General features: G+C 59.2%; 30 protein-coding genes. 11 read left to right on the top strand and 19 right to left on the bottom strand.

What is annotated here, in order from left to right; genetic code table 11:
• The first annotated feature begins 213 nt into the window (after positions 1-213).
• Positions 214-717, top strand: coding sequence for a YbhB/YbcL family Raf kinase inhibitor-like protein (locus WM40_RS09555; RefSeq protein WP_024902083.1), 504 nt, complete (start codon positions 214-216; stop codon positions 715-717).
• Between the two features lie 238 nt (positions 718-955).
• Positions 956-1,369 carry a DUF1488 family protein gene (locus WM40_RS09550; protein ID WP_024902082.1) on the top strand — a complete coding sequence of 138 codons (414 nt, stop codon included), beginning with the start codon at positions 956-958 and terminating at the stop codon, positions 1,367-1,369.
• A gap of 89 nt (positions 1,370-1,458) precedes the next feature.
• On the opposite strand, the gene WM40_RS09545 is transcribed toward WM40_RS09550, so the two are convergent.
• Positions 1,459-1,650 carry a DUF2188 domain-containing protein gene (locus tag WM40_RS09545; protein ID WP_024902081.1) on the bottom strand — a complete coding sequence of 64 codons (192 nt, stop codon included), beginning with the start codon at positions 1,648-1,650 and terminating at the stop codon, positions 1,459-1,461.
• 379 nt (positions 1,651-2,029) lie between these two features.
• Here WM40_RS09545 and WM40_RS09540 point away from each other — a divergent pair, with 379 nt between their 5' ends.
• Positions 2,030-2,503 (top strand): PA2169 family four-helix-bundle protein, encoded by a 474-nt coding sequence (locus tag WM40_RS09540; protein WP_036007659.1) that lies wholly within the window; start codon positions 2,030-2,032, stop codon positions 2,501-2,503.
• Between the two features lie 238 nt (positions 2,504-2,741).
• On the opposite strand, the gene WM40_RS09535 is transcribed toward WM40_RS09540, so the two are convergent.
• The 3 genes from WM40_RS09535 to WM40_RS09525 all read right to left on the bottom strand — a co-directional run bounded on the left by WM40_RS09535 (position 2,742) and on the right by WM40_RS09525 (position 4,131).
• The gene (locus tag WM40_RS09535; RefSeq protein WP_024902079.1) at positions 2,742-3,056 is read right to left on the bottom strand and encodes a hypothetical protein; all 315 of its coding nucleotides are present in this window, start codon (positions 3,054-3,056) and stop codon (positions 2,742-2,744) included.
• 206 nt (positions 3,057-3,262) lie between these two features.
• Positions 3,263-3,616: a BON domain-containing protein gene (locus WM40_RS09530; RefSeq protein ID WP_024902078.1), complete on the bottom strand. Its 354-nt coding sequence runs from the start codon at positions 3,614-3,616 to the stop codon at positions 3,263-3,265.
• A gap of 116 nt (positions 3,617-3,732) precedes the next feature.
• The gene (locus tag WM40_RS09525) at positions 3,733-4,131 is read right to left on the bottom strand and encodes a BON domain-containing protein (protein WP_046152738.1); all 399 of its coding nucleotides are present in this window, start codon (positions 4,129-4,131) and stop codon (positions 3,733-3,735) included.
• Positions 4,132-4,893: 762 nt separating this feature from the next.
• Between WM40_RS09525 and rpoN the strand changes: the two genes are divergently transcribed.
• Positions 4,894-6,471: an RNA polymerase factor sigma-54 gene (gene rpoN, locus WM40_RS09520; protein ID WP_046152776.1), complete on the top strand. Its 1,578-nt coding sequence runs from the start codon at positions 4,894-4,896 to the stop codon at positions 6,469-6,471.
• Positions 6,472-6,591: 120 nt separating this feature from the next.
• Here the strand turns inward: rpoN and WM40_RS09515 are convergent, their stop codons facing one another.
• The 7 genes from WM40_RS09515 to WM40_RS09490 form a co-directional block, all read right to left on the bottom strand.
• Positions 6,592-7,455, bottom strand: a complete 864-nt coding sequence (locus WM40_RS09515; protein WP_052738256.1) for a YihY/virulence factor BrkB family protein — start codon at positions 7,453-7,455, stop codon at positions 6,592-6,594.
• A gap of 255 nt (positions 7,456-7,710) precedes the next feature.
• Positions 7,711-8,436: a response regulator gene (locus tag WM40_RS09510; RefSeq protein ID WP_024902074.1), complete on the bottom strand. Its 726-nt coding sequence runs from the start codon at positions 8,434-8,436 to the stop codon at positions 7,711-7,713.
• Positions 8,436-8,828: a hypothetical protein gene (locus tag WM40_RS09505; RefSeq protein ID WP_024902073.1), complete on the bottom strand. Its 393-nt coding sequence runs from the start codon at positions 8,826-8,828 to the stop codon at positions 8,436-8,438. Before WM40_RS09505 ends, WM40_RS09510 begins: the two co-directional genes overlap by 1 nt.
• 207 nt (positions 8,829-9,035) lie before the next feature.
• Positions 9,036-10,433, bottom strand: a complete 1,398-nt coding sequence (gene otsA / locus WM40_RS09500; RefSeq protein ID WP_024902072.1) for an alpha,alpha-trehalose-phosphate synthase (UDP-forming) — start codon at positions 10,431-10,433, stop codon at positions 9,036-9,038.
• A 145-nt stretch (positions 10,434-10,578) separates the two neighbouring features.
• Positions 10,579-13,623, bottom strand: coding sequence for a response regulator (locus tag WM40_RS09495; protein WP_051504207.1), 3,045 nt, complete (start codon positions 13,621-13,623; stop codon positions 10,579-10,581).
• A 281-nt stretch (positions 13,624-13,904) separates the two neighbouring features.
• A complete protein-coding gene (locus WM40_RS30045) occupies positions 13,905-14,183 on the bottom strand; it encodes a hypothetical protein (RefSeq protein WP_157685761.1) in 279 nt (92 codons plus the stop codon).
• 74 nt (positions 14,184-14,257) lie between these two features.
• Positions 14,258-14,626, bottom strand: a complete 369-nt coding sequence (locus WM40_RS09490) for a hypothetical protein (RefSeq protein ID WP_157685760.1) — start codon at positions 14,624-14,626, stop codon at positions 14,258-14,260.
• A gap of 21 nt (positions 14,627-14,647) precedes the next feature.
• Between WM40_RS09490 and WM40_RS31315 the strand changes: the two genes are divergently transcribed.
• Positions 14,648-14,809 (top strand): hypothetical protein, encoded by a 162-nt coding sequence (locus tag WM40_RS31315; protein ID WP_157685759.1) that lies wholly within the window; start codon positions 14,648-14,650, stop codon positions 14,807-14,809.
• 199 nt (positions 14,810-15,008) lie between these two features.
• Here the strand turns inward: WM40_RS31315 and WM40_RS09485 are convergent, their stop codons facing one another.
• The 6 genes from WM40_RS09485 to WM40_RS09460 all read right to left on the bottom strand — a co-directional run bounded on the left by WM40_RS09485 (position 15,009) and on the right by WM40_RS09460 (position 18,751).
• Positions 15,009-16,397 (bottom strand): sigma-54-dependent transcriptional regulator, encoded by a 1,389-nt coding sequence (locus WM40_RS09485; RefSeq protein WP_024902069.1) that lies wholly within the window; start codon positions 16,395-16,397, stop codon positions 15,009-15,011.
• 379 nt (positions 16,398-16,776) lie between these two features.
• Positions 16,777-17,040 carry a hypothetical protein gene (locus WM40_RS09480; protein ID WP_024902067.1) on the bottom strand — a complete coding sequence of 88 codons (264 nt, stop codon included), beginning with the start codon at positions 17,038-17,040 and terminating at the stop codon, positions 16,777-16,779.
• A 55-nt stretch (positions 17,041-17,095) separates the two neighbouring features.
• Positions 17,096-17,422, bottom strand: a complete 327-nt coding sequence (locus WM40_RS09475) for a hypothetical protein (protein WP_046152736.1) — start codon at positions 17,420-17,422, stop codon at positions 17,096-17,098.
• On the bottom strand, positions 17,419-17,796 hold the full coding sequence (locus tag WM40_RS09470) for a phage holin family protein (protein WP_024902065.1): 378 nt from the start codon (positions 17,794-17,796) through the stop codon (positions 17,419-17,421). The genes WM40_RS09475 and WM40_RS09470 overlap by 4 nt, the downstream gene beginning before the upstream one ends.
• A gap of 54 nt (positions 17,797-17,850) precedes the next feature.
• Entirely contained in the window at positions 17,851-18,168 is a 318-nt protein-coding gene (locus WM40_RS09465; RefSeq protein ID WP_024902064.1) for an ElaB/YgaM/YqjD family protein, read from the bottom strand.
• Positions 18,169-18,496: 328 nt separating this feature from the next.
• Positions 18,497-18,751: a hypothetical protein gene (locus tag WM40_RS09460; protein ID WP_046152735.1), complete on the bottom strand. Its 255-nt coding sequence runs from the start codon at positions 18,749-18,751 to the stop codon at positions 18,497-18,499.
• Between the two features lie 2 nt (positions 18,752-18,753).
• On the opposite strand from WM40_RS09460, the gene WM40_RS09455 reads away from it, so the two are divergent.
• The gene (locus WM40_RS09455) at positions 18,754-19,860 is read left to right on the top strand and encodes a sigma-54 interaction domain-containing protein (RefSeq protein ID WP_051504205.1); all 1,107 of its coding nucleotides are present in this window, start codon (positions 18,754-18,756) and stop codon (positions 19,858-19,860) included.
• Between the two features lie 620 nt (positions 19,861-20,480).
• Positions 20,481-20,747, top strand: coding sequence for a hypothetical protein (locus tag WM40_RS09450; protein WP_046152734.1), 267 nt, complete (start codon positions 20,481-20,483; stop codon positions 20,745-20,747).
• Between the two features lie 48 nt (positions 20,748-20,795).
• Here the strand turns inward: WM40_RS09450 and WM40_RS09445 are convergent, their stop codons facing one another.
• Complete coding sequence (locus WM40_RS09445; RefSeq protein ID WP_024902060.1) at positions 20,796-22,214, bottom strand: ATP-binding protein; 1,419 nt, start codon at positions 22,212-22,214, stop codon at positions 20,796-20,798.
• Between the two features lie 212 nt (positions 22,215-22,426).
• Positions 22,427-23,167: a response regulator gene (locus WM40_RS09440; protein ID WP_024902059.1), complete on the bottom strand. Its 741-nt coding sequence runs from the start codon at positions 23,165-23,167 to the stop codon at positions 22,427-22,429.
• Positions 23,168-23,418: 251 nt separating this feature from the next.
• Here WM40_RS09440 and WM40_RS27810 point away from each other — a divergent pair, with 251 nt between their 5' ends.
• From WM40_RS27810 to WM40_RS09420, 4 genes are all read left to right on the top strand, one after another.
• Positions 23,419-24,117 carry a periplasmic heavy metal sensor gene (locus WM40_RS27810; RefSeq protein WP_157685758.1) on the top strand — a complete coding sequence of 233 codons (699 nt, stop codon included), beginning with the start codon at positions 23,419-23,421 and terminating at the stop codon, positions 24,115-24,117.
• Between the two features lie 481 nt (positions 24,118-24,598).
• On the top strand, positions 24,599-25,372 hold the full coding sequence (locus tag WM40_RS09430; RefSeq protein ID WP_024902057.1) for an ABC transporter substrate-binding protein: 774 nt from the start codon (positions 24,599-24,601) through the stop codon (positions 25,370-25,372).
• A 189-nt stretch (positions 25,373-25,561) separates the two neighbouring features.
• On the top strand, positions 25,562-26,251 hold the full coding sequence (locus WM40_RS09425) for an ABC transporter permease (RefSeq protein WP_024902056.1): 690 nt from the start codon (positions 25,562-25,564) through the stop codon (positions 26,249-26,251).
• A complete protein-coding gene (locus tag WM40_RS09420) occupies positions 26,248-26,961 on the top strand; it encodes an ABC transporter permease (RefSeq protein WP_024902055.1) in 714 nt (237 codons plus the stop codon). The genes WM40_RS09425 and WM40_RS09420 overlap by 4 nt, the downstream gene beginning before the upstream one ends.
• The last annotated feature ends 9 nt before the right edge of the window (positions 26,962-26,970 follow it).

Genomic DNA, 26,970 nt, shown 5'->3' with positions numbered 1-26,970 from the left:
GGAATCTCGCCGACGCGCGCCCCCACATCCGCCGACCAAGTCACGACAGTGCTTGACGCCATGCCGCCGGTAGTTACGTCAAGACCATGCATGGCCTCCCTGCGCCATGGCTTGTCTGCTCATGGCAAGCGTTGCCGGTCCTTTCAATTGGTGGCGCTCGCTGGTGGACGCTACACTGTATGGTATTCACTACGTTGCCAAGGAGCCGCCACGATGACAGATTTCCGCCTTTTCTCCGATGACTTTGCCGCCGACAGCCATTTCGGCAAGGAACAGGAACTGAACAATCCTGATTTCGGGACTAACGGCAAGAACCTTTCACCATCACTACGCTGGGAAGGGGTGCCCAGCGATGCGCAAAGCCTGGCGCTGACAGTCTATGATCCGGACGCGCCAACAGGCAGTGGTTTCTGGCATTGGGTCGTGATCAACCTCCCGGTGGATACACGATCCTTGCCAACCGACGCGGGTCGGGCCTCCGGCGACCTCATGCCGCAAGGCGCAACGCAGATGCTCAACGATTATGGCTTCCGCGGCTTTGGTGGCTGGGCGCCGCCAAAAGGCGATAAACCGCACCGTTATATCTTCCAGATCCATGCGTTGAAGGTTCCGTCCCTACCGCTGCCACCCGATGCCACAAATGCCGTGGCCCGTTTCATGATTCATCTGAACCAGGTGGCATCGGCAACGCTCACAGGCTATTACGCCATCACGTGATGCACCCGGAGCTGGACGGCCACTTGCCGTGAAGATCACGCGGCACGGTGCCCGAGTGCGACCACGCTCCGGCTTTTTCGCAAGCATCGGCACGTTGTTTGCTTGCGCCTTTCGAAATCAGGGTGTAATACAACGTGGCGGCGTAATACCTCACTGCAAACCAGTCGATCGCTTAGCCACCCGACTTTACCCTGATTGGCGCGCTGCAACATCGCATCACGCTTATCTTGTCAGGGCCATGCCGGCAATACAGCCGCGCGGCTATCTCGCGAACGTGAGGTCTTTCATGGACTGCTTCTTCCCGAACATCGATCCCGAGTTCCACGGGTCGCCTCCTGAAGTCCGTTTTGTCGTGCGCGTGGATGGCGAGCCCGTCATCTGCGCCGTTTCGGCGGAAGCGCTGCAAGATCATTTCGATGCGCGTGGTCCATTCGAAAACGACCTGCTGGACGCGTTCCGCCGTGGCCGGTCGCGCATTCTGGCAGTCTGCAACGTCGCGCTGCAACGGAGCCAGGGCAATCCCGTCATCTTGCGCAGCGGTATGTTCCGGTTCGTCGAGGCAGCGATGGGCCGCCGTTTTGGGGCGAATACAGATCGGGAAGGGGAGTCGGACGGAAGCCTGGCGATGATGGCAACGGCAGGACGTCGCTAGACAGCACCGCGTACCATGAAAAAGCCGCATTGGTAACGCACTTTACGTGCGCCACCGCTGCGGCTTTATGGGAACACCCGGAACGGAATTTACGCCTGACGCGTCGTCAACCAGGCATAACGGCGATTCTCCGCCTGCACATCACGCGCGTACTGCATCGCGTCGTCCATACGATCAAACCGTGCCAATGGCCGCTTCGCCGTTTCCTGCGTCACCTCCCAACGTCCATCCTTACCCCGCAGCACGCGGTAGATCGTTTCGTTCGACGTGTCGTAGTACATGCGATTTCTCCTTTCCGTTCGGTTGGGTGGGCGTCTCATCGACCCCGATCCAGTACGCCGCGCCGGCGGGCCCGCGCTTTCGCAATTTCCCTGCCCGGCTCGCCGTGCAGCGTGTGCATCGGCGTCTGGTGATGTCCTATAAGCAACTGGTGTGCCAGGGCAAGTCGATCGTGAAGAACCAAGGTGTCACGTGCGTCATCGACGAAATTGGGAGACTTCACAAAGATTGCAGTAGCAAGCGCGACAATCCACCGTGCAAAACTTACCCGCCCACGCGGGAAAACCCTTGTTCACCGGAACACGTCCTGGCACGCGGGATGCATCTTGATTCGTACCCTATCGGCAAGGTCCGCTTGCCGACAATGTCAGGAGCACAACCATGCAAAATGCCACGGATATCGATAAAACCGTTAATACGGTACTGAACGACCTGATTGAAGTGTCCAAGGACGGCGAACAAGGATTCAGGCAGGCCGCCTCGGGCGCACATGACAGCCAATTGAAGGCGCTGTTTTCCGAATGTGCGGCGGACTGCGCGCGCGCTGCGACAGAATTACAAGGTGTGGTAACGCTGCACGGCGGCAAACCTGAATCCAGCGGCTCCGTTGCAGGCGCATTGCATCGCGGATGGATGCAGATCAAGGCTGCCGCAGGATCAAATGACGATACGGCAATATTGGAAGAAGTCGAACGGGGTGAGGACAGCGCAAAAACGCATTATCGCAAAGCACTTGACCGTGATTTACCGGCGGATGTTCGTGCGCTGGTCGAACGCCAGTATCAAGGCGTAGTACAGCACCATGATCAAATCCGGGACCTACGTAATCAATGGCGTGCCAGCCCACACCAGTGACAGTGGCACGAAACGCTGCGCTGCACAGAAAGGATAACGGGCTAGTGTGAAGGGGTAAGTGCAAGAGAGAGAGCGGGCCATCCACAAGCCCGTTTCTCTCTTGATCCATCTCCAACCAGCCCCCCCTCATCATCACGTTCGTAAAAAACGGGCCTAAGCCCGTCTTTTGATATTACTCATGTGTTTATCCGGATATTGCACGGCGTTTCCGCCATGCTGCATCCGGCAACGATATCGGTTAACCGCCGTTTGACGAATTCGTCTTCATGTTGTGCATATCGCCCATATTGCTCCCCGTCGCCGGTTGACTCATGCCCGTGCCGGTATTCGACGAGTCGCTCATTGCGGCACTCTTTTTCGTGTGCTTCGTGTGATGTCCCTTACCCGGGGACGAGCTACCCGTCAGCGAGCTACCCGTCGTACTTTTGGCCGTTACGTCGGAATTGGTTGTGCCATCCGTATTCGACTGCGCAAACACGGGAACTGCAGCACCCGCGGCGATCAACGCAGCTACACCATACGACACCAGCTTCGGCGAAATAAATTTACGCATTTTTGTCCTCCTGTCTATCTCAAAAATTTTGCATCGCGGTAAGTGGAAAGTAGCGCAAAACTTCCACTTTCACTTGGAGCAGTGCCGAAGTAAGTAGCTTCGCCGACCACTTATCTACTTCGCACAGCTTCCAGGAACTAACGCCGCAAGATGCGTACCTCGGCGCCGGAGTTGCGATGCGCACCCTCTCGCTCGCCGAGACGGGCTTACTTCGTTGCAACAACCTTCAGGTTGTTACGAATGGACTTGACGCCGCTGACATTCGCCGCAGTTTCACCGGCCAACGAACGTTGCGTTGCGTCAGGCACAGACCCTGTCAAACGCACAACGCCGTTCGTCGACTTAACGTGGATGTGCAGTGACTTCAGGTTGCTCTGCGCAGCCAAGGACGCCTTGACCTTCGTCGTCAAGGCACCATCGCTGATCTTCTCGCTGGCAGTTTCATGCGGTGCCGAGGAAGCGGTATCACCACCGGTCACTGTCACTTGCGCATTGGCCGACATTGCCAATGCCAAAATCGCAGCGCCGCCAGCGGCCTTGATGAAATGGGTTGTCTTCATGGTCATTCTCCCTTGTAGATGTTATTAAGATAGTTCCGCCGCGTACCGGCAGCATCGTATCGGATGCTTGTCCGTGACGTAACCATCGTTCCCTGCCTGCTTACTGCCCTGCCTGATCAATGCGAATAGCCTACTCGCATTCGATTATCTATCCTCACTACGCCGTCGCAACTGGCGACAAGCGCCTCGATCGAACCCAGGCTGCGCCGGTTAGGCACCTCGCCCTGCAGCGTCACCCAAGCACGCTGCACGGCCACATGCACGCGATCTGTATCCGCGTCATCCGCTGAAGCAAGACGCGTTGCAATTACTGTTGCTAATTCGTCGTCCGTTCCACGACGATTGGCATTCCACGCAGCATCGCCTTTGACTCCCACGCCACCGCCAACAGGGCCGTCATCAGCATTCCGCAGTGTTGCAAAGCGACTGCCAAGAATCGTCTGATGCCACATTGCTACCTCCATCAGGTCTGCACATCGCTGATAACCGATACTGCCGTTACTATCTTGTCGCATGTGCTTCGAGGTGTGTCGAGATGTGTCAGCCAAATCACTGGCAATCCATCCGCATCATTAGTAAGCGTGACAATAAGCAAACGCCATGCCGGGGGTGACCAAGTCGCTAAGGAAAGTAAGCGGCAACGTGCGTTATATAGATCATTCGCCTCCCACCCGTCGGTGTGCACGCGACATACGTAGGGGAATACCGGCCCATTTCCTGCGAAGCGATACCAGGCCCTGCGCTCACCAGCGGACACAAGCGTACACACGACGTCAACGGCAATTCCAGCGTCCGCTCACGTAAATCTTTCGCACTTTTACCGCTAGCCAAACATCGGCCAGGCGGTTGCATGCAGGTAAAAGAACACAATTTGGAGAGCTGGCACACTCGTTGCTCTAAGAGATCATCGCAACGGCAGATTTGATATGTTCCGGTGCGCAGCAAGAACCGATTCCGGTTACTCCCCATAGGGTCACGCGATTTTCTTCCACGACCCGCCCGAGCTGACACCGACATACCCGCTATCGCACCTGCTGCACCTTTTGCGCCTGGCGGCGGTTAAGCGGCCCCATGACCGCGCCAACAAGCCATTTAGTTCGTTGACGTCACAACGCGAGCCGGTACTGATCCGGGGCTGCAGGATGTCATCGACACGGGCGGTGCGCTCGCGATACTCCCGTTCTTTTGCAAGATGACACAGACGATTGCCGAGGTAGCCAGTGAACCACCCATCGATTGAACTTCGCGCCAAACAAAGTCTGACCTTGACGCCGCGCATGCAACAGTCCGTCCGGTTGCTGCAGTTGTCTGCGTTGGAATTCACGCAGGAAGTAAACGACGCATTAGCGAGCAATCCATTCCTTGAAAGCGACGAGCCGGGATCAGGCAATGAAGCCGATACGGGCGAGCGTGCAAACGCCGTGGCAAAGGAGGCCTCCGACAGCGGTGAAGTCCTCGACTACACCACGGCAGCAGCCTACAGCAGTGCTACCGACAGTATTGATCATTTCGACGGCGCCGCATTTAGCGGCGATGCCGCAAGCGCTGCCATTAGCAACGCCAATGATGCAATGCGTGACGGCAATCTATCTAATACCGTGGAAAGTGGTCCTGACGGGCTGACGAGCGCGGAAGGCGTCAGCGGTATTGGCGAGATGCAGGAATTAGGGTCAAACGACGGCAGCAATGAGGGCGGCGGCGACGGCGCGGACCCTTACAGCAGCCGTCAATATGGCGGCGACGGCTTCGACCCCGGCGAGTGGATGCACGCGGCGCCGTCTTTACGCGAAAAACTACATCAATCACTGCGCTTGACGCCCCTCGACTCACGCGATCGCCTGGCGGCGTTGATCGTCATAGAATCGCTAGAAAGTGATGGCTATCTTAGGATGTCATTCGACGAACTGGCGGACATCAGTGATTGCGATCCGGCGTTGACGCATGAAGAACTCGACAATGCAGTCACGCTTGTACAGACGCTGGATAAGCCCGGCATTGCAGCACGCAATCTGGGGGAATGCCTGCAACTGCAATTACAAGCGCTGCCCGCCTCCCGTCACCGTGATCTCGCCATCGAACTGGCCGGCGCGCATTTGGGGCGACTGGCAAAACGGGAACACGCGGAGTTACAAAAACGCCTGGGATGCGACGCCGACACGCTGCGAACGGTAACCGCACTGATTCGCAGGCTCGACCCAAAGCCGGGCGAAAGCACGGCAGTGGACGAACATCAATATTTGATTCCAGACGTCATTGTCCGACAAGTCAAGGGCAAATGGACGGTCGCCATCAACCCCGCAGTCATGCCACGCGCGCGGGTACATCGGATGTACGCGGACATGTTCGCGCAAAGCGAGGGCAGCAGCCGCTCCCCGCTGGCGCAGCAACTTCAAGAGGCGCGGTGGCTGTTGCGCAATGTGCAGCAACGGTTTTCCACGATTCAACGGGTAGCCGAAGTGATCGTTTCACACCAGCGCGCGTTTTTCGACTATGGCGAGATCGCATTGAAGCCGCTGGTGTTGAGAGACGTGGCGGACCAACTCAATCTACATGAGTCGACGGTATCGCGAGCGACGGGCAACAAGTACATGGCGACACCGCGCGGCATATTCGAATTCAAGCACTTCTTCCCTCGCGAGTTGGGAACCGAAAGCGGCGGAACCTGTAGTGCCGCGGCGGTCCGCGCGCTGTTGAAGGAAATGATCTCGGCGGAAAACAATGACGCGCCACTGTCTGATGTCAGTCTGGCGAAACTGCTGGCACAACAGGGGGTGATCGTCGCCCGTCGCACCGTGGCCAAGTATCGGCGGCTGATGAAGGTACCCCCGGCCGAACTGCGTCGGGCCGGTGCATGAGCAAAAGGAAGCACCCACGCCACGCCCGGCCCGGCGCTTCCTTTGAAACGATATGCTTGCAAGTTGAACCTGCGTGGCAGCAGTCCTGCAATAGATGCAGGCACCGACGGGGGATGTGCATCAAACCTTTTTCAAAGCCGATGGCGCCATTGATGGCGCGAGCAGACCACGCCGGCGTGCTGCCGACGCCATGACCTCGGCACCCAACAGGAAAACAGCCGCCGAGTAAAACAGCCACATCAAGACAACAGCGAAGGAGCCTGCGGCACCGAATGAATTCGCCGTACCTGCATGAGCAAGATAAAAGCTGAAGACATTTTTCCCGGCTGAAAATAGGAAAGCACTTGTAAATCCGCCATACGTCGCGCATCGCCATTCCAGCAATGCATCCGGTACGAGTTTGAGCACCGCGGTAAATGCGCCAAACAGGATCAAGAAACTAAGCACTCTCTGCACCACATCCGCTAGCATCACTGCATGTGATGCATCACCGATGACCCACGCCTCCGCAACCTTGACAACGGTGTCAAGCACGAGCATGAAGACGATCAGGAATCCCGCGCCAATCACCAGGGCGAATGAAATCAATCTTGTTCGAATCAGTTTGGTAATCGTGGCGCGTGCGCCGCGGCCGGCCGTGACAAGAGGCGGGCAAATATCGTTTAGTGCGGTAGTCAACGATGCGAATGTCGCTGATGCGCCCACGGCAACCACTATCACCGATATGACCGTGGTTCCGGCGACCACCCGCGCGTTCCACGCACTACTGATCATCGCCTGGATGCTGGTGGCGGCCTGATCGCCAACATAATCCTTAATCTCGGCGACCAATCTCCCCTGCGCCGCTTCCGCACCATAGAAAAAGCTGATGATTGCAATGATCAGCACCAGCGTTGGCGCGAGCGAAAATGCGGAGTAAAAAGCGATGGATGCGGATAAAGACGCGCAGCGATGTTCGAACCACCACCGTAGCGGCTCAGTCACGATAGCTATTCGGCCAGTGACATGGGGAAACGGTCCGGCAGAGTAGCCAGAAGTGTCCGGGTCGGCTTCTGCTTTACCTGAGCAAGGCAAAAGCGGGCCGCTTGCGTCTCCCGGAGCATCCGGGTCAGACATCGACAAGGGAGATTTTGGCAATGACATGGGCGCGGAAAAATCCAGACCAGCGCGTCGATCGAAAAGCGGCTTTATGCACGCGCTGCGTTGGCCGCTCTCCAGGCGATAATGGCGCGGCCCGGTTCAAACAGAAGATAGAGCGGCCAATGCCTCCGTCGGCATCATCGGCCCGGTCACCCTGCCCTCCTCCTGGCAATCACCACGGCCTTCGGCAAGCTGCGACAGCCCATCGAAACGACCGGCATAACGCGCCAATAAGGATTCGAGCAGTGCGGTATTACTTGGCTTGGTTACATGGAAGTCAAAGCCTGCCGCGCGTGCCTTTGCAATATCCTCGGGCAAACCATAGCCGGTGACAGCCACCAACAAGGCACGCGGCGGCGCTTGCTCCGCATCGTTGGTGAGCTGAGCAGCTTGCCTGCCGTGACGCGCACGCGCCTGAGACGATGCCGCGGCGTTTACCTGATCGCTCATCTCTTGCACAGTGCGTTGCGTTTGCACGGCCCGCAACGCATCGCATGACGATTGCACTTGCGTCTCACTGGCTCGCAAAGAAGCCGCCACGTCATATCCGCTCATGCCAGGCAATCCGATGTCAAGCAGCACGGCGTCCGGGCTATAGCCTGACGCCATACGCATGGCCTGATCGCCATCGTAGGCAAGACGCACATCATGGCCCCAGCACTCCACCAGAAACGACAGCGCTGCCGCAGCGTCCGTGTTGTCATCCACGACCAGGACACGCAATTTACGCGCGGCCCGCGCACGTGGCTCGGCTTCCTCAAACCCCACCGGAGCCCGTCGATACCACGTCGGCGACACGTTCTTGCTCGCATTCCCCATTGCCATCATGCACGCCTTCTCTTTTCGGTATCGAATGCCGCCTGTTCAACCGCGCCATCGTTATCGTCGACGGAGGCGCTCCTGCTACCATCGGCGATGTCCGCCAGCGAATCCATGGCATCGGGCACCAGGTCGGCATCGAGGACTGTCGTGCCGTCGCCGTCGGCCGCGGCACGCTCGCCAGTACCGGCGCGGTCCGTGTCGCTGTTCAACTCGAGATCGCCCTGCTCCAGCGCATGCGTGTCGAGTTCGCTTTCCACGCCACGAGGGTGCCGGACCGCCCCTTGCACATCACTGCCCGAATCACTTGAATCACTCGGTCCGAGTGCACCGGTGTCATGACCGCGACCTAAGACCTGTCTGCCGTCTTCGGGGGGATGCAAAGTGCTTCCTGACATAACGCTTCCTCCTGCATTCGTGTAAGACGGTCTCACCTACCCACGCACAAAACATGGCACACGGGAGACCGCTCGTTTGCGTATAGAGATGCAAAAGACGTACCAGCAGGTAAAAACGTCAGCACCATGACACGAAGATGAATGATCGATGAAGATGGGTAAGAGTACACCGGGCAAATCCGGCAAAACGACGCAACCTTTACCACATCATGCGGCCTGGCGTTTACCTCGCGGACGCTTCACGGCCCGAAGATCACGCATGAACGTATCTCGCCAGACTGAAAGATTGTTTTCCTGCAATCGCGTCATCATGTCGCGGTAGCGCGATTGCCGCTCCGGCAACGCCATTGTCAGTGCCCGTTCAAGCGCCTCGCTCATCTGAGCAACGTCGAAAGGATTCACGACAAGGGCTCCCTGCATCTCGTCGATTGCGCCGGCGAACTGCGACAATACTAATACGCCAGGATCGTCAGGGTCTTGCGCCGCCACGTATTCCTTCGCGACGAGGTTCATGCCATCCCGCAACGGCGTAACGAAACCCACTTGCGACGCACGGAACAACGCCATCAACACGTTGCGCTCGTACTTTCGATTGAGATATTGGATAGGGGTCCAGTCGAGCTGCGCAAAGCGGCCGTTGATCCGGCCCGCCTCCCCTTCGAGGCGCTGCCTGATCCGTTGGTACGTTGTAACATCCGAACGTGTCGGCGGCGCGATCTGCACCAAGGACACCCGCCCCTGAAGGCCCGGCGAGGATAGCATCAACCGCTCAAACGCAGCGAAACGTTCGCCAAGCCCTTTCGAGTAATCAAGGCGGTCGACGCTCATGATCAATGCCCGGCCGCGCATGCTTTCACGGACGCTGGCAACCAGCCGGCGATTCGAATAGTCGCGCGCCGATGCTGCGATGGCATCCGGATATACACCGATCGGATAGGCGCCTACGCGCGCCGTACGGCCGAACGCCTGGACCCGGCCATCCTCGAACGCCTCACCGCCTGCATCCCGCACGACGTAGTCCTTGAATGACTGCGCGTCCTGCACGGTTTGAAAACCGATGACGTCGTATTGCATCAACGCTTCGATCAGCGCACGGTGCGGCGGCACCGTATAAAGCACCTCGGGTGCCGGAAAAGGGATATGCAAGAAATAGCCGATAGGCTGTTTGGCGCCCAACTTGCGTAGCGCCGCGGCGAAAGGAATCAGATGGTAGTCATGCACCCAGACAACGTCGTCAGGCTGCAGCAACACCGATAACTGCTGGGCCAATGCTTCGTTCACGCGCAAATAGCCGGCGTACTCCTGGCGATCGTATCGCAGCAGATCGTTGCGGTAGTGAAATGCCGGCCAGAGAGTATTGTTGGAGAAGCCCCGGTAATATTGATCATAATCACGCTTGGTCAATCCGACCGTCGCGAATGTGACGTTACCCCGGGTTTCGGCCGTTGGCGCCAGCACCTCGGGGACAATTTCGCCGCTCCAGCCAAACCAGAGGCCGCCCGTCTCCTTCAACGCATCGAGCACACCAATCGCCAAACCGCCCGCCGCCGGTTTGCCTTCCGTGCTGGGTGCGACCCGATTCGATACCACTACCAGTCGACTCATCCATCTATCCACTTTGACATGACGATTCTACAATTCATGCAAAAATCGTGCCTGGATGAGATATCGCAACGTGGTCTGACATGATGCGGTACAAGTCACTCGCTAATGCCATTCCCACCAGACCTCGCGTACGCGCGCGCCCATCTTACTCGGTGACGGCAGGACGTCCGCTGAGGGCGAGCATATCGATCAACTGTGATGGCGCCACAGGCTTGACCAAATATGCATCGAAACCCGCGCGCAAGGCGCGCGCGCGATCCTCCACACCGGCATAGGCAGTGACAGCGACGGCGAAGATGGCTGCGATCGATCCGTCCATGGCACGCACGGCCTGAATGAGCGCGCAACCGTCACGCCCGGGCAGGCCGATGTCGGACAGGATGACCTGAGGCTGCCATTCCGCCAGTACTTGCAACGCCGTTTCGGCGTTGTCGGCAAGACGCACATCCGCCCCTTCATCGCTTAATGCTTCCGCGATGATTTCGGCCGCGGCCTGATCGTCCTCGACGACCAGCACACCAATGCCATAAAGACGGCCTTGATACACTTCCTCGTTCTTCACGCCGCCCGCTGTGCCGGCGAGTGCCGCGGCACTGTCTGCCGCGGTGACCACATACCAACCTGCATTCCCGGACGACGGGGCCGCCATGTCTCGATCATCGGCACCATCCTCCGACAATGGCGTATATCGCAATACCGGTCGTGCGGGGAAGCCGACCCGGAACGTGGCACCTAGCCCTAGGCCGTCGCTCTCGACAGCGGCGTATCCGCCGTGAAGCTCGGCCAAGTGCCGCACGATCGCGAGCCCCAGCCCCAGCCCCGAATGCCGGCGCTCAATCGACGAATCCGCCTGGCGAAAACGATCGAATACGAAAGGCAGGAAAGCCGGCGCGATGCCTTCGCCGGTGTCACGCACCGACAACACGAACATCGCCCCACGCGACGCTGCGCCCGCCTCCGCGAGCTCGGCCGCCTCATCGAGCGACAAGACGCCAGACACCTCGGTGTTCCCGACGGGATCCGATACGACCGTTCCGCGATGCGTGCCTTGCCCGGCCTGTGCGGAATAGACTGATACCACTACCGTACCACCTTCCGGGGTGAATTTCAGCGCATTGGACAACAGGTTCCATGCAATCTGCTGAATGCGCTCAGGGTCTCCGTTCACCGGAGCGACCGTAACCACATTCGATGCCGCGTCGCATTCGGACGTTGCGGGCATATCGTTTTCAACAAGGAGCGAGATCGACTTGGCGTCCGCCGTTGGCCGCAGCGATTCCGCCGTCGCCCGCGCGATTTCCAGCAAGTCGACGGGTCGTACCACCAGACGGGTCTTGCCCTTTACAAAGGAAGAGACGTCGAGGATGTCTTCGATGACCCGCGTCTGCGCCCGCACGTTGCGGCGGATCACGTCCATCCCGCGTGCCTGCGTTTCGGCATCGGGCTTGCGTTGCATGATCTCGAGCCAGCCATGCATCGCATTCAGTGGGGTGCGCAGTTCGTGCGACACGGTGGCGAGGAACTCTTCCTTCAAGCGGCTCGCCTCCTCCGCGGCGCGTCGGGCATCAATCGCTTCCGACAGCAATTGCTGGCGTTCGGCATCGACGATTTTCATCTCGGAAATATCGACGAAGACCGCAATGGCACCTACCACGCTATGATCCTGGTCGATAACCGGCGCCGCATACGCCATGATCGTCCACTCACGCTGCGCGGAACGTAGCGTCAATTCCGTAGGTACGATTTCACACCGTCCGCGTACCGCGCGATGCAGCGGCGAGTCGGCTTCCTGCAGCAATGCGTCGCCCTGCCAGATTTCATAGCCGGTCTGCGCGCCACCATCGAACGAAAACTCGGCCGCGCGTTCGAGACCGAGCATCGTCGTCAGCGCCATGTTCGGGCGAACGTGGCGGCAGTCAGGTGAGTCCGCAATCACCATACCAACGGGCGCGATATCGAAAATAGCCTGCAACTCCTGCGCACGGCGCACCAGTTGCGCACCAAGATGCCGCACGCGACGCTCACTGAGCCGCCGCTCGCCAATATCCCGCAATACAAGCACGACGCGCGTGGCGCCCGCGATATCGGCCGCACGCAGCGCCTCCGGCAATGTCACCCGGAAGGCGGCGAGCGACACGTCGAATTCCCGCCCATCGCGGGATCGCATCGTCAAATCACGATCAACGACCCGTTCGCCAGCGATCGCCATTCGTACCGTCTGCGACAAAACCGCATGCCGATCCGCGCTGACGAGCATGCCAATGGACTCGCCCAGGACATCTTCCACCTCATACGCAAACATCGAGCGCGCGCCGGGATTCCAGCTACCAATCACTTCGTTGGCCGAAACGCCGATGATCGCATCTACCGAGGCCCCGTTAATGTGTCGGGCATGGCTGTCGCGAGCAAGCCTCGCGCGCACCGCACGTCCGTCGCGCAGCATCACCCCAACGGCATCGATGACACCGGATGGATTCCTCAGCACCAAGGGCGCGATCATCAGTGGCAAGTCGGCCACCGCGATGGTGGCGTCTTTACCTCGTGCCGTCCCCATCATGTCCGGTGCGGCGCGATTACCTTCGGCATTGACTCGTTCGACCGTGGATTTCGTCCATGTTGCTACACGGCGCAAGACAGGCATTGCATCGACGGCAGCCCCCTCCGTACCGAAACCGTCGACATCGGCGAACGCACCTTGTGAATCAAGCGCGGACGACGGATCCATTGGATCGACCGGCTTGCCGCTCTCTGTCCAGAGCGGCAACAAGGCGCGAATAGAGGCGCCCTGCGCGTCACGCGACGAAACGCCAAGAAGGGATTCCGCAGCCGCATTCATGTACAGGACTACCCCGGACAACGATGCGACCACCACCGCCTCCCCGGAGTCGGCATAGCGATCAGCCGCCTGCGTGCGAATACCGCGTAGGCGACGCGCCTGCAGGCGGCGACCGGCAAAGGCACCGCAAATGATCGCGCAAGCCAGCAGCAGTAATCCGATCGATATCGCGAGACCGGTCCAGTCGGAAGAAAGCGCAAGAAGGGTCGACCACTCGCGCGGTGTAATGTCCGCGCCGAAGGCAGGCACACTAGCACTCAGCGCTATCACCGTCGCCATCAAGGGGACTGCTCGCCGCACCCGGCCGCCATTGATGCTGCTGATGGCGCACGCTTTAGGCAACGCGGATGGCATAGCCCGCCAAGACCTTTTACAGGGCCTTGAAACAGTGGCACGCGGACGGCGAAGGAGAAACGGAAGCATGCGCGACGAAACGAAGAGATTCGTGCCGCCGGCATCCCGGTTTATGGGACAAGCCAGCCGGAGGCGCGCCAGGTTCAGCGGGTTGGAAGAATGCGCCGGGCTAGGACGACACTGTCTACTTTACCACTTTGCTCCGTGTTGACACTATGACATCAGTAAAATTAACCGTTGCCATGCGGGAAAGTTGCACGGTAGGGCCGTTGACCTGCAGTTCATGACGCCGCGGACGGCTGTTCCGGGCCGCGAGGGGGATCACCAATCGGCGGCATGTCAGGCATCGGTGGTTCCATCGGGGGTGACTGAGGTTCAGGCGGTTCGATGGGTGGCGTGGGTGGAATAGGCGGTATCTCGGTGGGGCTAGGTGGCTCGGGGGTTTGCAGCCAGATATGTCCGCCAATGCCGTGCAAAAGCGGCATGGCATGCGCGCGCCATTCAGGAGGCCGCCTTACGTCGGCAACGCGACGATGCATGGAACCTGGAACAAAAGACATCATGTTTTCCCCTTATCTCACCTCAAGGTGGCTGGTTACGTTCACCGACGAACGCATAAAAGCATGCGCAAGGTTTATGCCGTAAATTGCACCTCCTGCAAAAACGCCATGCGAAAAGCTTTTTTCAACGTCCCGGACGCAGTCAAAGCAGTATCTGCAAGCGCTGAGTAGAAACTGCGATTACGACGTAGATTATGCGCGTGCCCCCTCCTTGAACACGCCGCGGTTACCCGGCCAGTCATGCGGGCCACATCATTCAATACGTCGGACAGCTGTATATGGCGGAATCGGCCGCCCGCGCAGATCGCCATGTCTATGGCGCCGCGCACGAAACCTGATGGCATGCCATTTGCTAAATGATCGCGGCGCATCCGCGCGGCATTGGGACCCGGCGTCCCAATACAATTGCGCCGCAGGCCATGTCCCGCGGCGCTTTCTTCCAACGCACTTCGAGAGAGATGATCATGTCGCACACCGTCCGTCGTCCCCGACTCAACGAGGATCGGCCTTTCCGGGAGCACGGCAAAGAGCGCAAAGCCCAACGTCAGCAAAACGCCAAGCGGATGCGCGTACGCGAACGGATGTCGATGCAAGAAGACAGAATGCCGGACGCACGTTGGTGTTAAAGTCGCGCAGGGGTGCTATACGTGAGCCCTGCATGCCATTCAGCACACGAGGTCGTGCGCCACCGCAATTGACTTCCTCTTGCCCGCATGCGCGCTTCGACGATCGTGATGCGGATCATAGAAATGCAAACGGGGCGCTCATCCAGCGCCCCGTCCATGGTGCCGTCATCTCACGCATACGGCGCGATAACGATGCCGACTATGCGAGTTCCGTCGACGAGTCGGTGTCGCCGGTCGCATTGCGCGCATCGTCACCGTATTCCACCAGCCGATTGTAAAGCGTCTTCAAGCTGATGCCCAGAATTTCGGCCGCACGCGTTTTTACGCCGCCGCATTGGTCCAGTGTCGCCAGGATCAATTGACGGTCGGCTTCCGCAAGCGATGTACCGAAAGGTATGGTGACGGACGTACCCGCCGATGGCTTCGACAGTGAAATCTGCAGCGGCACGGCGGCGGTATTCACGTCGTCGGACGCCGACATGATGTAAGCGCGCTGCACATAGTTCTTCAGCTCACGCACATTACCCGGCCAGTTATACGCCAGCATCGCTTCGATACCGGACACCGGAAACCGTTTCTTTGTACTGTAGCGCTCGTTGAGCCCACCGAGAAAACTATCCGCCAGTAGCTGGACATCGTTCTCGCGCTCGCGAAGCGGCGGCAACTGAATCGGGAATACGTTCAAACGATGGTACAGGTCAAGGCGTAGCTTGCCTTCCAGCACGGCCTGTTCCGGGTCTCGATTTGTTGCCGCGATGAGGCGCACGTCTGTCTCGATTTCCTTGGCGGTCCCCACGCGCATGAAGGTACCGGTCTCAAGCACCCGGAGCAACTTGACCTGCAGCTCGATCGGCATTTCGGTGATTTCGTCGAGGAACAGCGTCCCGCCATTCGCCCGCTCGAAATACCCCTTGTGCTGACGATCCGCGCCGGTGAAGCTGCCGCGTTCGTGGCCGAACATTTCCGATTCAATCAGGTTGGGCGAGATCGCGCCGCAATTTACCGCCAAAAACTCGTGCTTGCGGCGCAGACTCAGCTCATGCACCGTCTGCGCCGCCAATTCCTTGCCGGTTCCGCTCTCACCGATGAGCAGCACAGAAGCGGCTGTCGGTGCGACACGATTGATCTGGTCATAAACCGCCTGCATGGCCGTGGAGTTACCCAACATCAGACCAAAGCGGCCGAAACGTCGCAGCTCTCCGCGCAGACTACCGATTTCCGCTTTCAGATCGCCCGCGCGCGGAATACGGTTGATGATCGCTTTTACACGCTGGAAATTGACCGGCTTCACCAGATAATCGGTGGCGCCCATCTTCAATGCATTTACTGCCGATTCCACGGTTGCGTGACCGGTAAAGACAATAATCTCGACGCCGGTGCGAGGATCGAGGTCCTCGAATAACTCCACACCGTTGCCGTCAGGCAGCTTCAGATCGGTGAACACCACGTCCGGCATCTGCCGCACGATCTGGATGCGCGCCTCGCGCAGATCCCCCGCCGTGGCAATCGTGAGTCCATCACTTGCAATCACGTCCACCAGCGCCTCGCGGGTGTTGGTGTCATCGTCGACTACGAGAATATGTGGCATGTTTGACTGTTGTAATAGACTGTTCCGCCACGAAAGCCCCAGATAGGAAACGTGCATTCGCCATACGCTTCCCATGTGGCGGCGTCATCATCGACTGACGCGGCATCCGGCCCTTTCGACCAGCTACCACGCGCGCCACTGCATACGTTACCGCAAGGGTTGTTTCCCGCAGCAAATGAGACCGATCGATTATACGGATTATAGAGATAGACGACAGGTCGCCCTGATCCTGCGCTTGGCGCAATCGCACCGGTACCCGCAGAGCGCCCCCCTGGCGAACGGAAAATACCTAGCTATGCCGAGCCAATGCATTGCGGGAGATAACGACGACACGTTCGCGGTGCGCCACGGCACCCTACCCGAGCGCTGACGATTTACATCACGCGCGCGGGAATACCCATGCATGCGGCGTTGATCCGACATCATCGCGATTGGAGGCCACCGAAGGCCGGCGCCGGCTCCGACGTGTCGTGCCAGCCGCCGCCACCTCGGCAGGGGCACCGCCTTCGCCTTCCCAGCGCGACAACGGCCGCGCGGCTTGTGCCGCCGCCTCCGCCGATGCTGCCGCGCTACGCCGCAAGATCCAGACCGCCGCGCCACTCAACAATGCGGCGGCGGCCATCACGCCCGATTTCCGGTTCATAATTTGTCTCCTGAATATGGGTTTGCGACTTTCGATCGGCAAGCTGCACGCCATGTCAGCGAAAGTGTTTAACGATCCGCCACACCGCGAACGCCCGTGCCGCCAGACCGGGCAAGGAAGCCAGACGCGGTCGCAGACGCCACGTGAGCAGCGCCAGAATCGGCGCCGCGGGATAGAGCCACTGCCGGCGCTGCCTCGCACCTTGCCGAAAACGGTCGATGGTGCGCAGCGGACCAATCAAGGTACGTGCGGACTCCTGCAGCCCGCTGCGTTGCAATGCAATATCATCGAGCAACTGCTGCCGGCGCACTGACACTGGGGGTTTGGCTAGCTTATGCGCGGCCGACTGCCTGGCACCGGGCTGATCGAGGCGGCCATTCATTCCAACGTCTCCACGGCACGGCGATCTTTTTCAAATTCACTCAAGCTGTGGTTGAACAACGTTGTCGGTTTCTTCACCCGATAAATAAAGAAAACGACCGCGAGAAAAGCAACCACTAACGCGCCGCCCGCGAGCCAACCGATAGAAGCCAACCTGTAAGGCGTATCCCAATAAATCGCGATGACAAGCACAGCGGCAAAGATAACCGCCAGAAAAACGAAAAAGCATGCCACGAGCGCCGCGACCAGCAGTGCCAGAACACGATCACGCTCTTCCGTGATCTCCAACGCCAAAAGCCGCAATCGGCTACTGGTTGTCGCAATCACCCCAGAGATCAAATGACTGAGTGACTGCACCAGGCTTGCCTGTGCCATACACGCGCTCCTCCGCCTTGCGGGATAAATAAATCGCCCTGCCGGACCTGCCACTCAACGCGTCAAAAGCGCACCGAGTACGATGCCACCGGCCACCGCCATACCAAGCGCTTGCCATGGACTACTGCGCACGAATTCGTCCGCGCTTGCTGCCGCGCCCGCGCACTTGGCAACGCTCACCTCTTGCTGCTCACGCGCACGCTCACGCAGGTAGCGAAGCTGCTCCGTCAGACGCGCGCGCAACGCATCAATCTGCTCACCACTCGCCGATGCGGTAAGTCGCAGCAGCTCCTGCGTGTCGGCGGCAAGAACGCGAAGGTCCTCGTTGACCTTCGCGCGTCCCAATGCCAGCTTTACCGATGTATCCGCCATACGCCCTCCTTATAAGTCCTGCCCTCTTTTTGAACGCTGCGCGTACCGCGCATATCGACGTGAGAGGACATGGGAAAGACAAAAAGCATTTTTCATGCCACGCAGGTTATTCTTGTAAAAAAGCAGTACACTTACCGGTATGCTGAAATCAACGTCCATCACGGCGGCGAAACATGCGGACGCATGGCGCCGACTGCACGCGCCTGTCTTACCGCCATGATCAACATTCGTTGTTTACATCGTACCTTACGATGTCAAGTACGCACATTTCGCAGACCGATAGCGGCCTGCGTCAGCACCGATCACGCACACCAAGAAATCGTAATATTTACCGGCGGAATGTAACGGTGTGAGAATCGTTTATACGCTCTTTAAGAAAGATGAGGTCCATCAACATCGCGCCGCGGCAGCCTCTCCGATGCATGGGCAGCAGCGCCGCGCCATTGTCTATCCGGCATGAAGCGCGAAAGCCGGGTAGGATCGCGAGATAGGTCGCCACTGCGCGCGGCCGCAGCAATGTTGCATGGCAACGCCCGACGTGCGGATCCTTGCCTGTTTTTGTATCGCTGACGGAAATCGACATTTATGGCGTCATCAGATTCGGCGCAAGCCGCCGCTTCCAACCCAATCGCCTCCTCTGCAGCAACTGCGGAGGGCGCAGGGGCGCTGCCGCGCAAATCGGAAACAGCTCGCAAGCGAACCAGCACCAAGCAGACGATCAAGTCATACGGATCTTTGTTCGGCGGCTCGGACGCCATGCGGTCGTTGTATGAACAGATCGACCGTGTCGCGGCGACCGATGCCACCGCGTTGATCATCGGTGAGAGCGGTACGGGCAAGGAATTGATCGCGCGGACGATTCACGACTTTAGCGCTCGACGCGATGCACCCTTTATTGCGGTCAACTGCGGTGCGATCCCGGATAACCTGATCGAAGCGGAACTGTTCGGGCATGAGCGCGGCAGTTTCACCGGGGCGGCACAGGCGCGGGTCGGCTATTTCGAGCATGCCCGCGGGGGCACTATTTTCCTTGATGAAGTCACCGAGATGGCGCCGGTACGGCAGGTAAAACTGTTGCGTGCATTAGAGACCGGGACATTCTTCCGCGTGGGCGGCAGCGAGGAAGTATCGAGCGATGTCCGAATTCTCGCCGCGACCAATCGCGACCCTGCTACGGCGGTAAAGGAGAATGGACTGCGCGAGGACTTGATGTATCGCCTGGCCGTATTTCCACTGCGTGCGCCACCATTGCGGGAGCGCGACAGCGACCGAGAGTTGCTGGCCGAACATTTTCTTGCGCAATTGAACGCGCAGCATGGCACTGAGAAGGTGCTGTCGAAAACCGCACTGGAAACGCTGCGTGGCTATTCCTGGCCCGGGAATGTACGTGAACTGAAGAATGCGATCTACCGGGCGTACATCCTGGCGGAGAATACTGTCGAGCTGCCGCATCCTCACCTGAACACCCGTAACCGCAAGGCCGTTACGCAGGGCGACAGCATGAGTATCTGGGTAGGGACACCGCTGGCCGACGCACAACGGCAGATTATCCTAGCGACGCTGCGGCACTGCGGCGGGGACAAACGCAAGGCGGCAAAGGCGCTTGGCGTCAGCCTCAAGACGCTGTACAACCGCCTTGGTACCTACGAAGAAACGGCTGATGGTCTTGACAATGACGAACCGGCTTCGTAAATACGCACGCTCAGCCACGCATGGCTTGACGGCAGGCCATGCGAACGTGTGATCGCCTACGGTGGCGCCTTTGACGGCGACGATACATCGACCGCTCGGCCCTACTTTTTTATGACCGCTCCGGCATTGCGAGCGACACGTCGCTTTCATCGAATTATTGCCATGGCGTGAATGGAAGGTCACGTAGACGTTGGCCGAATCGCCCGGCATGGGACGCGGCGATTGATAAAAACTGAGGGTCACGTTTTACCCCGGGTCCACAAAGATTGCCGAGCCGCCTGCGCGGGGTCGCGCTTGACGCGGACGAGATACCCCTGACCAAAAGGTTCTCCCTGTCCGATACGGCTTACCCCATGGAAAATCATTGCGATTAACGCAAATCGATGCGATGCTGTAGCGACAGGTTGCCCGCGATGGCCCGGCGCACTTGTCCTATCCGTACTCACCCGTTTTTGCTCCACGTCTACCGGCGTCACGCTCACTAGAGCGAACAAACACCGCAACTGATCGGAGCAATACCAATCCGTCCAACCGGTATATCCGTTCGGCAGAGGGGGGAACGAGATGGCCACGCAGGTTCTCAATGTATCATCGTCACTCGTCCAAGCTGGAGATCTGAGATGAAAGGCAACTACGTGGTGGTGTTTCGCGATGAAAATGCGGAAGCGTGCGATCCAATCATGGCCGAATACGGCACATACCAAACGCGACTGTCTTCCACAACCTGGATGCTGGATTCCATCGACGATGCCGAGGAATTACGCGAGTCGATCCTCGCTCGCCTGGGTAAGCAGGCCACTGTCTACGTGTTCGAGACATCCGGCGTCGCCTACAATACGGTGGACAGCGATGCTGGCACCGCGCTACGTGCCCAGTTTCCACACTGAACGACGCCTGATTGGTTGAATAGCACCGTCGCTTGCATGGCGTGCGGTTTAGGCAGCGCTGCGAGGAACGTCCGTATTCGGTTGCATCGGGAAGCGCAGCTCGACGTGCAGCCCCTTGCCGTCGTCACCGCCGTTGGTGTCCGTACCGGCTGGGTCCGCTGCATTGCCATCTGTCGCGCCTAATCCATTCGACAGCAGGCAGATCCCCCCCGCCCGGCTGGCAAGCCGCTCGACAATCGCCAGCCCCAACCCGCAATGGGCAGTACCGCCACGCGCCGGATCGAGACGCACGAACGGCCTACTTGCGGTACCAAGCGCTGCATCGGGAATGCCCTCACCTTCGTCGCACACGCGAATAAACCATTGCGTGTCACGTTCCGCATCACCATATCGATGCGTCGGCACCGTACCGCAACGGCCGGTAGTAATACACACCGGCGGCTTGCCGTAGTTGTACGCATTATCAACGAGATTGGTCAGCAAACGATCGAGCGTGGCGACACTCAGTTGAAAGCCTTCACCGGCCTGCAGCACCAGCTTGAGCGGTGGGCGTTGCGGCCAGGCGGATTGGTAGTTGCGGGCAAAGCGCTCGCAATATTCGTCGACTTGATGTTGCGCACTTTGGTCAGCACCGTCATGGGCAAACACCAGAAACTGGTCGACGATATGCGCGAGCGAATCGACATCGCGCACAAACCCGTCACGCTGCTTATCGTTGTCGACCATCTCGGCGCGTAGCCGCAAGCGTGCAAGCGGCGCTTTCAAATCATGCGCTACACCGGCCAGCATGATCCCGCGATCGGTTTCGTTCTGCGATATATCGGCGATCATGCGGTTGAAGCGCCGCGTCAGCACGCGAAACTCGGCGGGACCCTCTTCCTTCAATGGTGCAACATCACGACCTTGACCGAAACGCGACGCCGCGATGGCAAGCTTGCGAATGGGGTCCTGCAGGCGCCATGCGGCAAACAACGCCAGCAGGACGGCCGCGGAAAAGCTCGACGCCAGCCAGATGAAAAGGCGGTCACCGTTCGGGCGTGGCGGCGGAGGCGGCCGCACGGACATGACGACCCAACTCGGCTGCCCCGGCGATAACACCCATAGCTTCGCGTCCTTTCCAAGTGTCGGGGCGCTGATGCGTACCTGCGTGCCGGACGGCAAGCGCGCCAGCAACTGGTCTCGAAAATGGTCTACGGGTGTATTGTCATCGTCGTCCCCCTCTGGCGGTACCAGCGGCGAATTCAACGGTATCGTGCGTAAGCGCCACGGCAGCGGTTCAGTCGAACCGCGTGCTTCGTGCTGCTCGACCGCCTCGATCAGAAACCGTGCTTCCTCCACGGCATAACTGCTACGTAATGCGCTTCGCTCGGCGCGCGTCACTGCATACCAGGCCAGGTGCGGGCACAATAAGGCAAGGATCACCAGCACCGCCAGCCGTACGAACAAGGAATCGAAAGTTCGGCGCATGCGCGCTCGTCTCGAACCCCGCCGGCGCACCAGAGGCGCTCCCGACGTAGCGGTAGCGCCGGTGGCGATAGGATCGTCCTCCTCCGTAGCGCGGCTTCGCGGCTGGCGCCTCAAGCGCAAAAACGACCGACCTTTCCCTTCGGCGGGGGCCACCCGGCATGTGGAACCATCAGACGAGCTGTTCATGACAGCGGATTAGCCTCGATCTGTCATCAACGCGCGGCTTCCGGGGCAAGCGACGCGGAATCCGGGTCCCCTTCGGGTACGAACACGTAGCCCCGGCCGCGCACGGTCTGGATAAAGCGCGGCAAAGACGGATCTTGCTCCAGGATACGCCGCAGACGCCAGACTTGTACATCGATCCCGCGATCGGTGCCATCGTACTCGGGGCCATGCAGCAATTCAAGCAGGCGTTCACGTGCGAGCGTTCGCATCGGTTGCGAGACAAACACCTTGAGCAATGCAAATTCGCCACCGGACAATGGCAATACCTGACCGTCGCGGCTCAAGGTCCGCGCCTGGAAGTCCAGCGTGAAACGACCGAAATTATAGGGCGCGCGTTGCTCTGGCGCGGCGCTGGGGACGTTGCGCCGGCGGCGGAGCACTGCCTGGATGCGGGCGAGCAGCTCGCGCGGGTTGAAGGGCTTCCCGATGTAATCATCGGCGCCCAGTTCGAGGCCCACGATGCGATCGACATCGTCGGCTCGCGCTGTCAGCATGATGACGGGAATGTCGTCGCCCGACCCTCTCAATTGCCGCAACGCGGCCAAGCCGTCCACGCCCGGCATCATCAGATCGAGAACGATCAAATCGGGCCGCTCGCGTTCGAGCCGACGTTCAAGGCCACCGCCATCGTGTAGCACCGATACCTCGATGCCCTGGCGTTGGAGATAATCGCGCAGCAAGTCGCGAAGTTCGGGGTCGTCGTCGACGATCAGGATTTGCGTAGTCATGGCAGAATTTTATCGGGGCTTTCACACAAGGGCGACTCATTCAGGACTGCTGCACCAACAAATGGGTTACATCATATTACGCAGCTCCCGGACGCGTAATCGGAAGTAACGTTCTGCACCAATTGTTCGGAGCCCGGTAACACCTTCGGTGCGGCGTTTCGCTTACGCTTTCATCAGGTTGTTGCCAGTACGAGGGGCGCCAACGCCTTGAATTGCCCCCACGGCACACCGCAGACACAGGGAGAATGACTATGTTGAAGAAGACCCGGACGGCTTTCACCGTGGCCGCCGCCATGCTGACACTCGGCGTGGGCGTGCAAGCGGCACATGCCCAGGATGCGGACTCCGCCCCGACGGCCACCACGCCGGCCGCAGGCGCGCCTGCCTCGAACCCACCAGGCATGCATAACGGCCCGCACGGCCCACGCGGCGACCGTCACGGGCCGCCCCGAGGTCCTGGTGGTCCTGGTGGTCCTGGTGGTCCTGGTGGTCCTGGTGGTCCCGGGGGCCCCGCTTTCGCACATATGATGGACCGGCTGCACGCCAGTCTGCACCTGAATGCGACGCAGGAAGCCGCGTGGCAAAATGCGCAGACCACGAGCCGCCAGAACTTCGACGCGGTCCGCACGCAGCATGAAATCGTGCAGAAACAGTTGCGCGAGGCGTCGCAGCAACCAATCCTCGACCTCGGCGCGCTGCAGGCACAGCGACAGCAATTGGAATCAAACGACCTCGAGCTGCGCAATGGCACGGAGAAGGCGTTTGTCGATTTCTATAACACGTTGGACGATCAACAGAAAAAGCTCGTCAGCGACAGCATCAAGCAATCATGGAAACGCATGATGGAGCACGGGCGCCGTCCACCGCCCATGGGCGATCGGAAGGGCGATGCGCCGCCGCCACGTGACGCACCGCCGGATGCGCACACCACAGAAGCACCGGCCAGCTGATAACCGTCTCCGCGCAGCGCAGGCTCCGCGCCATGCGCGGGTAAGACATCAAGCCTGCGCGCCAGGCGGCCGGTGGGGCGCTTGGCCTATCGGAAAACTGATATCTTTTTCAAAATCGCACCCCAACGTTGGACGTCTGTCCAGCGTTGGGGTGTTTTTCATGGTGCACAGGGTCAGCGTTCTTCACTTACCTTCCACCATGTCCCTCTGACGATGAATCGTTTTTCCCCATTTCGTCATTTCCATTACCCGTTTCCCCTTGATATTGCAATAAAGCACGCTGAATGCTTAATTGGATATGCCGTTAATTAGAGGACGAGGTCTAAGTGTTTGCCTAAAAACCAGCAATCACTTCGATAGCACGACGACGACTCGCGGTAAAATGCGCCCGCTATCGCGGTTCAAACGCGCAGGTCATTTTTGTTTGCCTAAAATACGCTTGGCCTGCAAGGCGACACGTCATACGTTTTTGAGGAATTTCATGAAGAAATTGGCATTGTGTTTTGCACTGGCATTGATTGCCACCGGCGCAAGCGCGAAGGAATGGAAGACGGTGCGTATCGGGGTTGACCCGACCTACGCGCCTTTTGAGTCAAAGGCCCCGGACGGCAAGATCGTCGGTTTCGATGTGGATCTGGGCAATGCGCTTTGCGCAAAGATGCAAACCAAATGCGAATGGGTTCCGACGGACTTTGACGGCCTGATCCCGGCACTGCGCGCACGCAAGATCGATGCGATCATTTCATCACTGTCGATCACCGCGGAGCGCGAGAAAGCCATCGCTTTCTCGGCAAAACTGTTCGATGCGCCAGCGCGCATGGTGGCCAAGGCTGGTTCGTCGCTGAAACCGACGCCCGAATCGCTGAAAGGCAAGACCGTGGGCGTGGAGCAAGGCACGACGCAGGAAGCCTATGCCAAGAAGTTCTGGCAACCGAAGGGCGTGACGGTGACGTCATATCAGAACCAGGATCAGGTCTATGCCGATTTGAAGTCGGGCCGCCTGGACGCCGCGTTGCAGGATGAAGTGCAGGCGGATGTTGGATTCCTGAAGACGCCGAACGGTCAGGGCTTCGCCTTCGCGGGTCCGGAAGTGGAGGACGCGGAAACGATCGGTGCCGGTACCGGCGTGGGCCTGCGCAAGGAAGACAAGGACCTGATCGCCAAGTTCAATACGGCGATTGCCGCGATCCACAAGGACGGTGAATTCGATACGCTGCAAAAGAAGTACTTCGACTTCTCGATCTATAAGAAATAAAACCCAAGCCGGTGCCCTGTCGTCCGAGACGACAGTCAACCGGCCAATCGGCGCGGACAACCGGGTCCGTCTCTGTCGGCCCGCGCAATCGACCCGCGTCATACAGACACACGGCCGCCTTGCGATTCGTCGCGGGAGGGCGGTGTCGGTCATCCGGGACAGGGTGATCGACCGATGGACCCCCACTTTATGTTTCTCTACGGCTATGGGCCGGTAATTCTCGAGGGCGCCTGGCAAACAGTGCAGCTCGCGGTGTTATCGGTCGTCGTTTCGGTGCTGATCGGCCTCATCGGCGCATGGTGCAAGCTCGCCCGGCACCCGGTACCGCGCTGGTGCGCGACCGTTTATACGACCTTGATCCGCAGCGTGCCAGATCTGGTACTGATGCTGTTGATCTTCTATGGCATCCAGATCTGGATGAACATGCTGACCGATGCACTCGACCTCAATCAGGTCGACATCGATCCATTCGTCGCTGGCGTGCTGACCATCGGCTTCATCTACGGTGCCTATTTCACCGAGACGTTTCGCGGCGCCTTTCTGGCCGTCCCGCACGGACAACTCGAAGCGGCATCGGCCTACGGCATGCGACCGTTCCAGGCATTCCGCCGAATATTGTTCCCGCAGATGATGCGGCATGCGTTGCCTGGCATCGGCAACAACTGGCAAGTGGTCGTCAAGGCGACCGCGCTGGTGTCGATCATCGGTTTGTCCGATATCGTCAAGGCCACGCAGGACGCCGGCAAAGGCAGCATGCGCTATTTCCTGTTCACGATCGTGGCGGCGATACTCTACCTGCTCATCACCACGGCATCGAATGTGGTCCTGCACGCGCTGGAACGCCGCTACAACGTCGGCGTGCGGAAGGCGGAGCTATGATCGATCTGATTCACGACTACTGGCGGCAGTTTCTGTTCACCGACGGCTACCACTACAGCGGGCTGGTGATCACGCTTTGGCTTCTGGTATTTTCGATTGCCGTGGGCTTCTGTCTGTCGCTGCCATTGGCCATCGCGCGTGTGTCGCCGCGATGGTGGCTGCGCCTGCCGGTCTGGTGCTACACCTATGTATTTCGCGGCACGCCATTGTATGTGCAACTCCTGATCATCTACACGGGCTTGTACGGACTCCAGGTCGTGCGTGACCATGAAATGTTGAACGCGTTTTTCCGTAACGGCATGCACTGCACGTTACTGGCATTTACGTTGAACACATGCGCCTACACGACCGAAATCTTCGCCGGTGCGATCAAGGCCACTCCGTATGGTGAAATCGAGGCCGCGCGTGCATATGGCATGTCTTCGTTCACGCTGTACCGCCGCGTGATCCTGCCATCGGCATTACGACGTGCGTTGCCTTACTACAGCAACGAAGTGATCCTGATGCTGCACGCGACCACCGTGGCCTTCACCGCGACTGTTCCAGATATCTTGAAAGTCGCGCGAGATGCCAACGCCGCTACTTACCTGACACTGCAATCGTTCACGATCGCCGCACTGCTTTACATGGCGATTTCTTTCGCACTCGTTTATCTGTTCCGCCGCGCGGAACGCCGCTGGCTTGCTTACCTCGCCACGCCGTCCCACTGACCTGCCTCA

Origin of the sequence: Robbsia andropogonis, from assembly GCF_000970345.1 — a bacterium.
Taxonomy (GTDB): domain Bacteria; phylum Pseudomonadota; class Gammaproteobacteria; order Burkholderiales; family Burkholderiaceae; genus Robbsia; species Robbsia andropogonis.
The sequence above is the reverse complement of the archived record's forward strand: the minus strand, read 5'-3'. Positions and strand labels throughout refer to the sequence as shown.